The 13,497-nt window shown below is 71.8% G+C and carries 9 protein-coding genes; 2 read left to right on the top strand and 7 right to left on the bottom strand.

What is annotated here, in order from left to right; translation table 11 throughout:
- Positions 1-13: 13 nt before the first annotated feature.
- Complete coding sequence (locus ACGFT1_RS03140; RefSeq protein ID WP_373907271.1) at positions 14-2,527, bottom strand: DUF3516 domain-containing protein; 2,514 nt, start codon at positions 2,525-2,527, stop codon at positions 14-16.
- Between the two features lie 145 nt (positions 2,528-2,672).
- Here ACGFT1_RS03140 and ACGFT1_RS03135 point away from each other — a divergent pair, with 145 nt between their 5' ends.
- A complete protein-coding gene (locus ACGFT1_RS03135; protein WP_361985895.1) occupies positions 2,673-3,467 on the top strand; it encodes a metal-dependent hydrolase in 795 nt (264 codons plus the stop codon).
- Between the two features lie 14 nt (positions 3,468-3,481).
- On the opposite strand, the gene ACGFT1_RS03130 is transcribed toward ACGFT1_RS03135, so the two are convergent.
- The 4 genes from ACGFT1_RS03130 to ACGFT1_RS03115 all read right to left on the bottom strand — a co-directional run bounded on the left by ACGFT1_RS03130 (position 3,482) and on the right by ACGFT1_RS03115 (position 8,427).
- Positions 3,482-3,745 (bottom strand): type B 50S ribosomal protein L31, encoded by a 264-nt coding sequence (locus ACGFT1_RS03130; protein WP_373907270.1) that lies wholly within the window; start codon positions 3,743-3,745, stop codon positions 3,482-3,484.
- 42 nt (positions 3,746-3,787) lie between these two features.
- Positions 3,788-4,258: a DUF5709 domain-containing protein gene (locus ACGFT1_RS03125; RefSeq protein WP_373907269.1), complete on the bottom strand. Its 471-nt coding sequence runs from the start codon at positions 4,256-4,258 to the stop codon at positions 3,788-3,790.
- Between the two features lie 471 nt (positions 4,259-4,729).
- Positions 4,730-6,511 (bottom strand): ABC transporter ATP-binding protein, encoded by a 1,782-nt coding sequence (locus ACGFT1_RS03120; RefSeq protein ID WP_373907268.1) that lies wholly within the window; start codon positions 6,509-6,511, stop codon positions 4,730-4,732.
- Positions 6,508-8,427: an ABC transporter transmembrane domain-containing protein gene (locus ACGFT1_RS03115; RefSeq protein ID WP_373907267.1), complete on the bottom strand. Its 1,920-nt coding sequence runs from the start codon at positions 8,425-8,427 to the stop codon at positions 6,508-6,510. Before ACGFT1_RS03115 ends, ACGFT1_RS03120 begins: the two co-directional genes overlap by 4 nt.
- Before the next feature lie 274 nt (positions 8,428-8,701).
- Here ACGFT1_RS03115 and ACGFT1_RS03110 point away from each other — a divergent pair, with 274 nt between their 5' ends.
- Positions 8,702-9,439 (top strand): L,D-transpeptidase family protein, encoded by a 738-nt coding sequence (locus ACGFT1_RS03110; RefSeq protein WP_373907656.1) that lies wholly within the window; start codon positions 8,702-8,704, stop codon positions 9,437-9,439.
- Positions 9,440-9,467: 28 nt separating this feature from the next.
- Here the strand turns inward: ACGFT1_RS03110 and ACGFT1_RS03105 are convergent, their stop codons facing one another.
- Both ACGFT1_RS03105 and ACGFT1_RS03100 read right to left on the bottom strand, forming a co-directional pair.
- A complete protein-coding gene (locus ACGFT1_RS03105; RefSeq protein WP_373907266.1) occupies positions 9,468-11,414 on the bottom strand; it encodes an N-acetylmuramoyl-L-alanine amidase in 1,947 nt (648 codons plus the stop codon).
- A 262-nt stretch (positions 11,415-11,676) separates the two neighbouring features.
- Positions 11,677-13,266 carry a M1 family metallopeptidase gene (locus ACGFT1_RS03100; RefSeq protein ID WP_373907265.1) on the bottom strand — a complete coding sequence of 530 codons (1,590 nt, stop codon included), beginning with the start codon at positions 13,264-13,266 and terminating at the stop codon, positions 11,677-11,679.
- Positions 13,267-13,497: the final 231 nt, after the last annotated feature.

Below are 13,497 nucleotides of genomic sequence, written 5' to 3'. Positions count from 1 at the left end.
GTTTCTCCTGTGCTCACAGCTGGCCGACATCGGTGACGCGGACGACCGCGCGGCCCTCGGCGTCCGAGGCCGTGAGGTCGACCTCTGCGCTGATGCCCCAGTCGTGGTCGTCGTTCGGGTCGTCGAAGATCTGGCGGACACGCCACAGAGCGTTCTCCGGCTCCTCGTTGATGACGAGCAGCTTGGGGCCGCGGGCGTCGGGGCCGGTACCGAGGTCGTCGTACTCGTCCCAGTACTTGTCCATCGCCTCACCCCACGCGTCGGCGTCCCAGCCGGACTCGGCGTCCATCTCGCCCAGTTCCTCGACGTGGTCGAGGGCGGCCAGCTCCACGCGGCGGAACATGGCGTTGCGGACGAGGACGCGGAAGGCGCGGGCGTTGGCGGTGACCGGCTTGACCTCGTCGGCCTTCTCCTGGGCCTCCTCGGCGGTCATCTCCGCCGGATTGGCCAGCTGCTCCCACTCGTCCAGCAAGCTGGAGTCCACCTGGCGCACCATCTCGCCCAGCCACTCGATCAGGTCCTGGAGGTCCTCGGACTTCAGGTCGTCCGGGATGGTGTGGTCGAGGGTTTTGTAGGCACTGGCGAGGTAGCGCAACACGATGCCCTCGGTGCGGGCCAGCTCGTAGTGGGACACCAGCTCCGTGAAGGACATCGCCCGCTCGTACATGTCCCGGACGACCGATTTAGGGGACAGCGGGTGGTCGCCCACCCACGGATGGCTCTTGCGGTAGGTGTCGTACGCGTGGAAGAGCAGCTCCTCCAGCGGTTTCGGGTACGCGATGTCCTGGAGGCGCTCCATCCGCTCCTCGTACTCGACACCGTCCGCCTTCATCGCGGCCACGGCCTCACCGCGCGCCTTGTTCTGCTGGGCGGCCAGGATCTGCCGCGGGTCGTCCAGGGTGGACTCGACGACGGAGACCATGTCGAGGGCGTAGGACGGCGACTCGGGATCGAGGAGTTCGAACGAGGCGAGGGCGAACGTGGACAGCGGCTGGTTCAGCGCGAAGTCCTGCTGGAGGTCGACCGTGAGCCGGACGATGCGGCCCTCGGCGTCCGGCTTGTCGAGCTTCTCGATGATGCCGCCGTCGAGCAGCGAGCGGTAGATCGCGATCGCCCGGCGGATGTGCCGGAGCTGCTGCCTGCGGGGCTCGTGGTTGTCCTCCAGCAGGTGGCGCATCGCCTCGAACGCGTTGCCCGGGCGGGCGATCACCGACAGCAGCATCGTGTGCGTCACCCGGAAGCGCGAGGTCAGCGGCTCCGGATCCGACTCGATCAACTTCTGGAAGGTGTTCTCCGTCCAGCCGACGAAGCCCTCCGGCGCCTTCTTGCGCACCACCTTGCGCCGCTTCTTGGGGTCGTCGCCCGCCTTCGCCAGCGCCTTCTCGTTCTCGACGACATGCTCCGGAGCCTGCGCGACGACGAGCCCGGCCGTGTCGAAGCCGGCCCGGCCGGCCCGGCCCGCGATCTGGTGGAACTCCCGGGCCCGCAGCGTCCGCACGCGGTTGCCGTCGTACTTGGTCAGCGCCGTGAACAGCACCGTGCGGATGGGCACGTTGACGCCCACGCCGAGCGTGTCCGTGCCGCAGATGACCTTCAGCAGCCCGGCCTGTGCGAGCTTCTCCACCAGGCGCCGGTACTTGGGCAGCATGCCGGCGTGGTGCACGCCGATGCCGTGCCGGACGTAACGGGAGAGGTTTCGGCCGAACTTGGTGGTGAAGCGGAAGTTGCCGATCAGTTCGGCGATCCGGTCCTTCTCCTCGCGCGAACACATGTTGATGCTCATCAGCGCCTGTGCCCGCTCCACGGCCTGCGCCTGCGTGAAGTGCACGATGTACACCGGCGCCTGCCTGGTCTCCAGCAACTCGGTGAGTGTCTCGGTGAGCGGGGTGAGCTGGTACTCGTAGGAGAGGGGAACCGGCCGCGTGGCCGAGCGGACCACCGCCGTGGGGCGGCCGGTACGGCGGGTGAGGTCCTTCTCGAAGAAGGACATGTCTCCCAGAGTCGCCGACATCAGGATGAACTGCGCTTGCGGCAGTTCCAGCAGGGGGATCTGCCACGCCCAGCCGCGGTCACCCTCGGCGTAGAAGTGGAACTCGTCCATGACGACCTGGCCGACGTCCGCGCCCCTGCCGTCGCGCAGCGCGATCGACGCCAGCACCTCGGCGGTGCAGCAGATCACGGGTGCGTCGGCGTTCACGGACGCGTCACCGGTGAGCATGCCGACGTTCTCGGTGCCGAAGATCTTGCACAGCTCGAAGAACTTCTCCGACACCAGCGCCTTGATGGGAGCCGTGTAGAAGGTGACCTCGTCGCGGGCCAGCGCCGCGAAGTGAGCGCCCGCGGCGATCATGCTCTTACCGGAACCGGTGGGCGTCGACACGATCACGTTCGCCCCGGAAACGACCTCGATCAGCGCCTCCTCCTGGTGCGCGTACAGAGTGAGGCCGCGCTCCTGCGCCCACGCCTCGAAGGCTTCGTACAGGGCGTCGGGGTCGGCGGTCGGCGGCAGCTGATCGATGAGGGTCACGCCCCCATCTTGCCTGGCCTCCCGCCTGACCGGGGAATCGGCTGCGGGGCCGAAGATCACGGCCGCTACGCTGTGTCGCCGGCGCAGCGTCGGTGCACCAGGTCAACTGGACAGCGGCACACGAGAAATGGGGCGGGAAGCGGCCATGATGGGACCAGCACACTCACTGTCGGGGGCCGCGGCCTGGCTCGGCGTCGGTGCGGCCGCCGCCGCGGCTGGTCATGCGATGCCCTGGCCGGTCCTCCTCACCGGTGCGCTGATCTGCGCCGGTGCCGCGCTCGCCCCGGACCTCGACCACAAGGCGGCCACCATCTCCCGGGCCTTCGGGCCGATCTCCCGATGGATCTGCGAGATCGTGGACAAGCTGTCGTACGCCGTCTACAAGGCGACCAGGAAGCAGGGCGACCCACGCCGCTCCGGCGGTCACCGCACGCTGACCCACACGTGGCTCTGGGCGGTGCTCATAGGTGCCGGCTGCTCAGCGGCGGCGATCACGGGCGGCCGCTGGGCGGTGCTGACGATCCTGTTCGTACACATGGTGCTGGCGATCGAGGGCCTGCTGTGGCGGGCGGCGCGCGGTTCCAGCAGCGACGTCCTGGTCTGGCTGCTGGCGGCCGCCAGCGCGTGGATCATCGCGGGAGTGCTGGACAAGCCGGGCAATGGTTCCGACTGGCTCTTCACCGCGCCCGGGCAGGAGTATGTGTGGCTGGGGCTGCCGGTCGTGCTGGGGGCGCTGGTGCACGACATCGGGGACGCGCTGACCGTGTCCGGCTGCCCGATCCTGTGGCCGATCCCGGTGGGCCGCAAGCGCTGGTACCCGATCGGGCCGCCGAAGCCGATGCGGTTCCGGGCCGGCAGCTGGGTCGAGCTGCGGGTGCTGATGCCTGTATTCATGCTGCTCGGCGGAGTGGGCTGTGCGGCGGCCCTCAACGTGATCTGAGGAACCCTGCCGGATCAGCTCGCCCCACCCGCGTCCGCCCCGCCGTACCGGCGCTCGAACCGGGCGATGCGGCCCTCGGTGTCCACGCTGCGGGCCTTGCCCGTGTAGAAGGGATGGCTCTCCGAGGAGATCTCCACGTCGATCACCGGGTAGGTCCGGCCGTCGTCCCAGTCGATGGTCTGCTCGCTCCATGCGGTGGACCGGGTCAGGAACGCGTATCCGGCGGCCCGGTCGCGGAAGACGACGGGGTGGTAGTCGGGTTGCTTGTCCTGCTGCATGGCAGCTCCTCCTGCGGGCCGGTCGGGCCGGTGGCGTGCGGGTCAGCCGGGGAGCGAATCCTCGTCGACGATGTGGATCGCGGCCTCCTCGGCGGAGGCGGCGGCACCGTCGATGCCGACGTCGGTGGCGACCAGAGCGGGCTCCTCGTCCTCGTGCGCGCCCTCGTCGGGGGCCACCAGCCGACCGGAGCGGAGGTTGCCGACCTCGTTGTCGAGCAGTTCCCCGTCCGTGCCGTCACAGTCACCGATGCCGTCGCCGCGGGGGGTGGCCAGGTCGGGCAGCTCCTCGGCGAGCCGCTGGTCGAGGCTCTCGCCCGCCTTGCGTTCGGCAGCCGTCACCCCGATGTGTTCCACCGCCCACGGTCGCTCGGGAGGGGACCAGCCGCGGTCGAGCGGTTCGGCGATGCCGTCGAAGTCCAGTGTGTCCTCGACGTCGAGCACCCCCGAATCCTCCGGTATTTCCGATGCGTCGGGTTGGTAGACGTCGTCCCCCCAGCCGTCGGCGCTGTCCACGAGTACCTCCAGGTGGTGAGGACGGCCCTGTGCCGCACCAGCGGACGGCGGGCCGTCGGCGCGCCCGGCACGGAGGTTGCGCGCTGGGAACCGGGTGGTTCCCGCGTGCTCCCCCGACCGGTGCCGCTTTCCAGCCTTCCACCCCTGCTCGGCACCGCGCAACGGCACGGACCCCGGCGAGGAGCCGGGCCTCCGCACCGATGCCGGGTCCGGCCCGCGGCGCACCGGTACCGGGGCCGCACCGGCATGGCCGACCTGTCCTGCCTCGGCCGTGCCGGCACGGGTGCCGCCGGCCGTCGCCCGGCCGTCGGTGAGGACACCGGGGCCGTGGACCGGCCTATCACCGTCGGCCCGGACACCGGCCGCGCCGCAGGCATCACAAGCGCCGGCCCAGACAGCGGCCCCGGCCCAGACCCCACAAGCCCCGGCCGCGGCTCCGGCCCGGGTCCCGGCGATCCAGCCCCACCGTCATCACCCGTGCCAGGAGCGCCACAGGGCCGCGTACGCGCCGTCCGCGGTGACCAGCTCGTCGTGGCTGCCCAGTTCGCTGATACGTCCGTGCTCCACGACGGCGATCACGTCGGCGTCGTGGGCGGTGTGCAGGCGGTGGGCGATGGCGACGACGGTGCGGCCGTCGAGGACACGCGCCAGCGAGCGTTCGAGATGGCGTGCCGCCCGCGGGTCGAGCAGCGAGGTCGCCTCGTCCAGGACGAGGGTGTGCGGATCGGCCAGCACCAGCCGGGCCAGCGCGATCTGCTGGGCCTGCGCGGGCGTCAGGCCGAGTCCGCCGGAGCCGACCTCGGTGTCCAGGCCGTCCTCGAGCGCCCGCGCCCAGCCGTCGGCGTCGACCGCGCCCAGCGCCGCCCACAGCTCGGCGTCCGTGGCGCCGGTGCGGGCCAGCAGGAGGTTGTCGCGCAGGGAACCCACGAAGACATGGTGTTCCTGGTTGACCAGGGCGACGTGCGAGCGTACGCGCTCCGCGGGCATCCGGGACAGCTCCGCCCCGCCCAGGGTGACCCGGCCCTCCCGGGGCGCGTAGATCCCGGCGAGCAGTCGGCCCAGGGTCGACTTGCCCGCGCCGGACGGACCGACCAGGGCCAGTCGGGTGCCCGGGGCGACCTCCAGGGAGACCGTGCGGAGCACGTCGACGCCCTCGCGGTAGCCGAAGTGCACCCGGTCGGCGCGCACGTCCCGCCCGTCGGGAGCCAGCGCGGCGTCACCCGCGTCCGGCTCTACCTCCCGCACCCCGACCAGGCGGGCCAGCGAGACCTGGGCGACCTGCACCTCGTCGTACCAGCGCAGGATCAGGTTCACCGGGTCGACGAGCATCTGCGCGATGAGCGCCCCGGTGATCAGCCGGCCCACGTCCAGCCAGCCGTGCAGGACGAGCGCCCCGCCGACCATCAGGACCGAGCCGAGCACGATGACGTGCACGGCGTTGATGACCGGGAAGAGCACCGAGCGGAGCCAGAGGGTGTAGCGCTCCCAGGCGGTCCATTCCTTGATCCGCCGTTCGGAGAGGGCGATGCGGCGGGCGCCGAGGCGGTGCGCCTCGATGGTGTGGCCCGCGTCCACGGTCTCGGCGAGCGCGGCGGCGACGGCGGCGTACCCGGCAGCCTCGGAGCGGTAGCCGGAGGGTGCCCGCTTGAAGTACCAGCGGCAGCCGGCCACCAGCACCGGTACGGCGAGCAGCACGGCCGCGGCCAGTGGTGGGGCCGTCACCAGGAGCCCGCCGAGCAGCAGCAGGGCCCACACGAAACCGATGGCCAGCTGCGGCACGGCCTCACGCATCGCGTTGGCCAGCCGGTCGATGTCGGTGGTGATCCGGGAGAGCAGGTCACCGGTGCCGGCCCGTTCCAGCACGCCCGGCGGCAGCCCTACGGACCGGACGAGGAAGTCCTCGCGCAGGTCGGCCAGCATCCGCTCGCCGAGCATCGCGCCCCGCAGCCGTACCTGCCGGACGAAGACGGCCTGCACGGCCAGTGCCAGCAGGAAGAGCGTGGCGGTCAGGCCCAGGTGCAGTTCCCCGGAGTCGTCCGTCACCCGCTGGACCAGATCGCCGAGCAGGTAGGGACCCGCCATCGAGGCGATCACGGCCACCGTGTTGACGGTGACGAGCAGCAGGAAGGCGCGGCGGTGCCGGCGGAACAGCTCGGCGACGTACGCGCGCACGGTGGCGGCGGTGCCGACGGGCAGGGTGGCGGCGGTGGTCGGGGCCGCAGGGTCGTACGCCGGGGGCGCAACGCCGATCATGCGCTTTCCTCCATCTCTTCCAGTTCCATCAGCACACCCGCGTCGGAACCGGCGGGCCTTCCGTCGGCTCCGGCCGGTTCCTCGCGGGTTCCGGCCAGTTCCTCGTCGGTCTCCCGGGTCACCACGGCCCGGTACCGCGGCTCGCTGTCGACCAGCTCCCGGTGGGTGCCGACCGCGACGACCTCGCCCTCGTGGACCAGGACGACCCGGTCCGCGCGGTCGAGCAGCAGCGGGGAGGAGGTGAACGCGACCGTCGTCCGCCCTGAACGCAGCCGGCGCAGTCCGTCCGCGATACGTGCCTCGGTGTGCGAGTCGACCGCGGAGGTCGGCTCGTCCAGTACCAGCACCTCCGGATCGGTGATCAGCGACCTGGCGAGCGCGAGTCGCTGGCGCTGGCCGCCCGAAAGGGAGCGTCCGCGCTCGGTGATGCGGGCGTCCATCGGGTCGGCGGCGTCCAGGGAACCCTGCACGAGCGCGTCCAGTACGTCCTCGCACCGGGCCGCGGCCAGCGCGTCCGCGGCCCGGACGGCTCCGGAGGAGGGTACGTCGAGCAGCTCGCGCAGGGTGCCGGACAGCAGCACCGGATCCTTGTCCTGGACGAGGACGGCGGTCCGGGCGGTGCTGAGGGCCAACGCGTCCAGGGGCACCCCACCGAGGAGCACCGACCTGTCCGGTTCCGCCGGGTGGCCGCCCAGCCGCTCGGCGAGCGTGCCCGCCGCGTCCGGGTCGCCGCACACCACGGCCGTGAACCGGCCGGCGGGGGCGAGCAGACCGGTCGCCGGGTCGTACAGATCACCGGCCGGCACCCCGGCCTCAGCCTCAGGCACAACCCCGGCTTCGGCCTCGGCCTCGGCCTCGGCCGAGTTCTGGTTCCCGTGCCCGTGCCCGTCCCGGTCCCCGTCCGTGCGGAGGGGAGCCGTGGACCGCTTCAGCGACAGCACCCGGGCTGCCCGCGTGGCCGAGGGACGGGAGAAGGAGTACGCCATGGCGATCTCCTCGAAGTGCCGCAGCGGGTAGTTGAGGATCATGACGGCGCTGTAGACGGTGACGAGTTCACCGACCGTGATCCGGCCCTGGCGGGCCAGGTGGATGCCGTGCCAGACGACGGCGATGAGCAGCAGTCCGGGCAGCAGTACCTGGACGGCTGAGATCAGCGACCACATCCGGGCGCTGCGCACAGCGGCGTGCCGTACCTCCTGGGAGGCGTGGCGGTAGCGGTCGAGGAACAGCTCCTCGCCGCCGATGCCGCGCAGCACCCGCAGTCCGGCGACGGTGTCCGAGGCCAGCTCGGTGGCCCGGCCGGCCTTCGCGCGCTGTTCGTCGGCGCGTCGCGTCGCCCGGGGCAGCAGGGGCAGCACCGCGAGTGCCACGACGGGCAGCCCGACGGCGACGACCACGCCGAGCGCCGGCTGGTAGACGAGCAGGCCGACGCAGACGATCACGACGGTCAGTGCGGCGGCGGTGAAACGGGAGACCGCTTCGACGAACCAGCCGATCTTCTCCACGTCACCGGTGGAGACGGCCACGACCTCGCCGGCCGCGACCCGCCGGGTCAAAGCGGAGCCCAGCAGGGCGGCCCTGCGGGCCAGCAGTTGCTGCAGGCGGGCGGCGGCGGTGATCCAGTTGGTCACCGCGGCCCGGTGCAGGAAGGTGTCGCCGACCGCGATGGCCGTGCCGCAGACCAGCATCAGACCACCCGTCAGGGCCAGCCGGGTGCCGGAGCGGTCGATGACCGCCTGCACGGCCAGACCGACGCAGAAGGGCAGCGCGGAGACTCCGACGAAGTGCAGCAGGCCCCAGGCGAGCGCCTTCAGTTGTCCGCCCAGCTGGTTGCGCCAGAGCCACCACAGGAACCGGGGACCCGAACGCGCGTCGGGGACGCCAGGATCGGAATACGGAAGGTCTTGAATCTGCATGACGTCCCAGTGGCTCGTGTCAGGGAGGAGAAGAGGGCGATGAGCGGCAGCAAGCCGTGAAAGGGTCGCGTCGCACGGAGGTGAATTTCAAACGGTTTTCCTGCCGGGCCCTGTGATGTCCGCGGGTTCCGGACAGGCACCGGGAGCACCGGGAGCGCAGGGCGGCACATTGTTCGAAGGACCGTCACCCGACACGGTGAACGCCCGAAACATCGCACAACCGGCCGGGGCGTGATGCCACCATGAGCGGGTGCAGATCGACAGTGCGCGGCGCATGACGCTCGCGGCGGCGGCCTTCGGACTCCTTCTCGCAGCGCTCTCCGCCTGCGGCACGACCGCCCCCGAACCCGCCTCCGACCGCGGCGCGCACGGTGCTCATGCCCCCCTCGGGCCGACGCCCACCGTGTCGTCCGCCCCCACGACCGATCCGACGCGCATCCCGGGCGTCGGCGACCGCCTGTACCGGCGGATTCCCGCCGGCTCCCGCCAGGTCGTGGCCGTGTACGGCGAGGACGACGACTCGCCCGAGTCCAGGCTGGTGCTGTACACGCGGCGGGGCGCCACGTGGCGCCCGGTGGGCAGTTGGCCCGCTCACAACGGGCGCGCCGGCTGGACCAGCGACCACCACGAGGGTGACCAGCGCAGCCCGGTCGGCGTGTTCACCCTCACCGACGCGGGCGGTGTCCTGCCCGACCCGGGCACCCGGCTGCCCTACGACCGGGACGAGGACGCCTACGCGCCCCCGGCGGAGTGGGACGAGGCACACCAGCACGACTTCGACTACGTCATCGCCATCGACTACAACCGTCTGCGGGGCACCCCGCCGCGCGACGCGACCCGCCCCGCGGGCACGGGCAAGGGCGGCGGTATCTGGCTGCACATGGACCACGGCAGCGGCACCTCGGCCTGCGTCAGCGTCTCCAAGGAGGCCATGGAGCACCTGCTGCGCACGCTCGACCCCGCGCGCCATCCTGTCGTCGTGATGGGCGACAGGGCGAGTCTGACGGCCTAGCGGCGGCGCCGGGCCGGCGATCGCCGCGTCATCGATGCGCCGGGCCGTCCTTGCGTGCCGGTGGGCCCGCGGCAGGGGGTGTGTCCACCACGTCCACGTCGCTCGCGCGGACGTACGCGAGCCGGTGGCCGAGCTGGATCTCGTAGTAGCGTTCCCGGCCCCAGACGACCGGGTTGGGCGTGTCGGTGAAGGACGACCTGGCGGTGTAGGAGCTGCCGACGCGGGACTGCGTGACGTACCGCTGGCCCGCGAGGAGGCTGTACGGGAGCGGTGATTCGGGCTGCTCCGGCACGTCGTCCGGGTAGGCGTCCTCCTCCGGGAGGGCACGTCCGTACACCGGGATCTCGTCCCGGCCCTGCGCCGGTGTGACCATGCGCCCGGCCGCACCGACGGCGGTCGGCTGCTTCTTGGGGTTCTTGAACCACGCTTTGTGGCCCTGGTACCAGATGGCGGTCCAGTCACCGTCGCGGCCGGCGACGGCGAAGGTCTGGCCGGTGGAGACGCGGGACCCCAGGTCGTTGACGTCCTCCGTGGAGTCGTCGCCGTCCGGCTTGCGGCCCGGGTCCTGGATCAGCGGGGCGCCCTCGTCCGGTTCGGTGTGCAGCCGTACGGCACTGGATCCGTGCGGCGGACACGGTGAACCGCTCTCGGCGCACCCCGTGTACCGCGGCTTGTTCCTGGCGAAGTCCGGCAGGATGGTCACCATGTCGCTGTCGGGTCCCGCCGTCGCCCGCAGGGGCGCGCCCAGGAGGTCGAAGTAGTGCCGCCAGTCCCAGAAGGGGCCGGGGTCGTCGTGCATGTCCGGGATCGTGTCGGCGGTCGGGGACGGCACGTTGTCGTGGCCGAAGATGTGCTGCCGGTCGAGCGGGATGCCGTACTTCTTCGCCAGGTACCGCACCAGGCGGGCCGAGGCCCGGTACATCTGTTCCGAGTACCAGGTGCCGGGCTGCCTGAGGAAGCCCTCGTGTTCGATGCCGATGGAGCGGGAGTTCACGAACTGGTTGCCGGAGTGCCAGGCCTCGTCCTTCGTCCTGACGTGCTGGATGACGTGGCCGTCGCTGGAGCGGATCGAGTAGTGCCAGGACGACTCCGTCGGGTCCTGCACGGTTTTGAGCATGTTCGGCAGCACGGCCTCGGTGTCGTGGATGACGATGTACTCGATCGACTGGTCGCGGGGCCGGTCGGCGATGTCGTGGTTGCCGTACTCGTTGTCGTCGATCTCCTCGTACGGGGCGCCGAGCCAGTCGCAGGACAGCTCGGCCGGGCACTCGACGTTCTTCGGCTGCCGGGAAACGTGGGGGCGGGTGTGCGGTCGTACGCCGGGGGTGGCGGGAAGGGTGACGTCCTGTCCTTCGGCGGTCGTGCGGTGCGTTCCCCGCCGGATGAGGGCGAAGACGTCGTCGGCGTACGTCGCGGCTGATGTGACGTCCCGGGTGCCCGGGAAGCGCGCCACCGCCTCCCACCAGTCCGCCGGGTCGGCGCTGAGCTTGTTGCCGAGCTGCCGTTGCGTGGCCGCCAGGAGTGCCGCGCCGCCGCGCACGTTCGCGGTGGCGTCCGTCCGCAGGCGTCCGGCGGGGGAGTGGATCAGCCGGGCCGCCTGCCGCAGGTCCGCGGGCTGTACGGCGCGGCTGGACGCGGTGTCCGTGGTGCCCGCGACGGGCGGCGCCGCCGCCCCCACGAGCGGCGGGGTGAGGCCGCCTTCCGGTGGCCGCGGGCTGGGTTCCTGTGCCGGGGCCTGGCCGCGGTGGGCGTCCACCAGGTGCATCGGCCCGTAGCCGCCCGCGACGCTGGGCGCGCCGGGATGGGAGTCCCACCGGGACTGCATGTAGGACACGCTCATGAGCACGCTGCGCGGTACGTGGAACTCGTGCGCGGCCTCCGTGAAGGCGTCCTCGAGGCGCCGGTCCGCCGCATCGTCGGTGCCGTACATCGGGAGGATCAGCAGGGGCGACAGCACAGCCGCCGACGCGATCACGCATGCCGTCCTGCGGCACCTCCGGACGACTCCGGGCACTTGTGCGGCGACTCTTCTTCTCATTGCGGGGCTCCCAACCAGGCTCGGCACAACCAGGACAAAGGTGTTGCCCTGCCGTCACACCACCCCTCGTAGGTTTCCGTGCCCGGCGCGCCGCGTCGTGGCGAGCTTCACCGGGGTGGACCAGCGGCCCGGCAGAGGCCACCCGGTCGGCGGCAGCGACTCCGCCTCCTGGGGCACGACGCGCGACCGCGGGCGGGCTTCAGTCCTCGACCGGATGCACCTGCCAGTCCGGGTGGCCGGGCATGGGCGGCGTGTGCGCCCCGTACAGCCACGGAGTCAGGAAGGGGCGCAGGTCCTCGCCCGCGATCCGGGACGCGAGCGCGGTGAAGTCCCGGGTGCCGGCCGCACGGCCCCGGTACTCGGTCACCCACGCCCGCTCGATCCTGTCGAAGGTCTCGGTACCGACCTTCTCCCGCAGTGCGAACAGCACCAGCGCCGAGCCGTCGTACCGCATGACCTTGAAGAGCGTCGCCTCGGTGGGTTCGGCCGGCGCCCCGTCGTCGTGCCGCCACTGGTCGTGCTGTTCGTAGGCCGCCCGCATCGCGGACTCCAGGCTCACGCCGCCGTGCTCCTCGGAGTACAGACGTTCGTAGAAGCGGGCGTGTCCCTCGCTGAGCCACAGGTCGGACCAGCGCCGGATGGCGACGCTGTCGCCCGTCCAGTGGTGCGTCAGTTCGTGCACGAGATTGCGTTCGGCGTCGACCCGGTCACCCAGCAGGTCGTCCTTCGGTACGACGGACAGCGACTGTGTCTCCAGCGCCACGGGCAGGTCGGTGTCCCCGACCAGCACGCCGTAGCGGCGGAACGGGTACGGGCCGAGACGCCGTTCCAGCCAGGCCAGGTGCTCCGGAGTGAGCGAGCGCTGGGCCTCGGTGTCCGTGACCAGGGCGTCGGGGACCACGTCGCGGACGGGCAGCCCGTGCGGGCCTCTGCTGTCGACGAACGTGAACCTGCCGATCGCCATCTGGACCAGTTGTGCCGCGATCGGCTGTTCGGAGTCGTAGGTCCATCGGACGCGGCCGTCCGGCCGCCGGACGGTACCGACGAGCCGGCCGTTGGCCACAGCGGTGAGCCCCGCGGGGGTGGTGATCCGGAAGGTGACCGGTGCCCGCAGGCTCGGGTGGTCGTTCGCCGGGAAGATCATCTTGGCGCCGTCGGGCTGCGCGCAGAGCAGGGTGCCGTCGGGCGTGGGAACCCAGCCGTAGTCCTGGATGGCGTCGTCGCGGTGCCGGCTGCGGGCCGGGTCGGCGGTGTAGGTGACGCGGACGGTGAACGTGGCGCCGCGGGGGATCGGCTTCGCGGGCGTGACGACGAGTTCGTCGGCTCGGCGGGCGGTGGTGGCCCGCGTGCCGTCGACGGTGACGTGGTGCAGCGCGTTGCCCGCGAAGTCCAGGTCGAAGCGGGACAGGGCCTGGGTGGCGGTGGCGCTGATGGTGGCTCCGGCTCCGAAGGGCGTCCGAGGCGCCCGCCAGTCGAAGTCGAGTGTGTAGCGGCGGACCGTGTAGCCGCCGTTGCCGGCCAGCGGCATCAGCGGGTCGCCGATGCCCGGCGCGCCGGGGGACGGGGTCGGACGGGCCGAGGCGCCGGGGGCGGGAGTGCCGCGGCCCCCGTGCCTGGCACCGTCGGCGAAGAGGACGCCACCGGGGAGTGCGAGGGATCCGGTGAGAGCGAGCGTCCCGGTGAGTGCTACCGCTCCGGTGACGGCGAGGGCCAGCGCGGTCTGCCGTGCGCGGAGGGTCTGGCGGCGACGCGGACGCCGGGGTTCCGGGTGCCTGGATCGCGCCTTCACCGGCGGAGTTCGTGGGTGTCGCGGCGCCGGGAGGGCCGGCTCGCGGCCGTGCGCCTCAATGGACTGGCGGCGGTCATGATCTCCATGGCGGCACTATGACAGGAAGAGGTGCTCATATCACTGAATGTCCGTCAACTGGGGGGCTCGTGCGGAGGTCGCGTGGGCCGTCCTGATCGCGCCGGTCCGCCCGAGGCGTCATTGCGGGTGCCGCCCCCGGCCCGTAGAACACCG

Source organism: Streptomyces sp. Y20 (assembly GCF_043195475.1).
Taxonomy (GTDB): domain Bacteria; phylum Actinomycetota; class Actinomycetes; order Streptomycetales; family Streptomycetaceae; genus Streptomyces.
The sequence above is the reverse complement of the archived record's forward strand: the minus strand, read 5'-3'. Positions and strand labels throughout refer to the sequence as shown.